The following is a 1,178-nucleotide window of genomic DNA, read 5'->3' as shown; positions in this document are numbered from 1 at the left end:
CTCGGACTGGGCCGAGCGTACGAGGCCCCACACGGCGGCGGCCACCGGGTCCGGCTCCTCGTGCTGCAGTGCCGCGACGGCGCCCCGGGTGACGAACATCAGACGTCCGGGCCGCTCGTCGGCCAGCTGTTCCTGGAGCCGGGCCAGGGCGGCGGCGACGCCGGCGCGCACCTCGGCCACCAGGTCGCCGTCGGTACCGCGCCCGGCCACGGGGACCAGGGTGACGTCGTCGTCCGCGCGGTCGTCCGCCGGTACGACCGGAACCCACTCGACCCGGGAGAGCCCTACGCCCGCCGACGCGCGGACGGTCCGCGCGTCGGCGACCGGCCGCAGGCGGATGCTCTCGATCTCGGCCACGGGCTGTCCGCCCGCATCGGCCGCTATCAGCGCGATCCCGCCGTTCTCGGCGCGGAGCCGTACGCGCAGGGCCCGGGCGCCCACGGCGTGGATCCGCGCGCCGGTCCACGCGAAGGGCAGCTGGCCGTCCTTCCAGTCCTCGACCAGGTGGGCGCAGCCGAGGGCGTGCAGGGCCGCGTCGAGCAGCGCGGGGTGCAGGCCATAGCCGGCGACGCCGGCCGTCTCGTCCGGGAGGGCGATGTCCGCGTACACGGCCCCGTCGCGTACCCAGGCGGCACGCAGACCGCGGAAGAGGGGGCCGTACGCGAATCCCGTGGCGGCCAGGTCGTCGTAGAGACCGTCGACGGACACGGGTTCGGCGCCCGGAGGCGGCCATTCGGTCAACGCCTCGGGGCTCGGGCCGGTTTCGGGTGCCAGCACACCGATGGCGTGCTGGGTCCAGGCGTCCTCGTCGTCCTCGGGGCGGGAGTAGACGCCGACCTGGCGGCGCCCGTCGGGCTCGGCCCCCTCGACCCTGACCTGGAGGCGTACCGAGCCGTGGGCGGGCAGGGCCAGCGGGGCCTGGAGCGCGAGGTCGTCCACGCGCGGGCAGCCGACGTGTTCGCCCGCCGCGAGGGCGAGGTCCAGGAACGCCGTGCCCGGCAGCAGGGCCGACCCCATGATGGCGTGGTCAGCCAGCCACGGGTGCGTGCCGAGCGACACGCTCCCGGTGAACGCGACCGCGTCCGTACCGGGCAGTTCCAGGCCGGCGCCGAGCAGGGGGTGCCCGGTGGCCGTGAGACCCACCTCGGCGAGACCGGCGGGGCCGGCCACGGGCGGTG

The 1,178-nt window shown here is 76.6% G+C and carries 1 protein-coding gene; it reads right to left on the bottom strand.

The genetic code is table 11. The features are described 5' to 3' along the window. A partial coding sequence (locus KWI83_RS37705) for a polyketide synthase dehydratase domain-containing protein (protein WP_218518875.1) occupies positions 1–1,178 on the bottom strand: 1,178 nt, incomplete at both ends.

It is taken from the genome of Streptomyces sp. TRM70350 (assembly GCF_019219825.1).
Lineage (GTDB): Bacteria > Actinomycetota > Actinomycetes > Streptomycetales > Streptomycetaceae > Streptomyces.
This window is presented reverse-complemented; position numbering and strand designations above follow the sequence as displayed.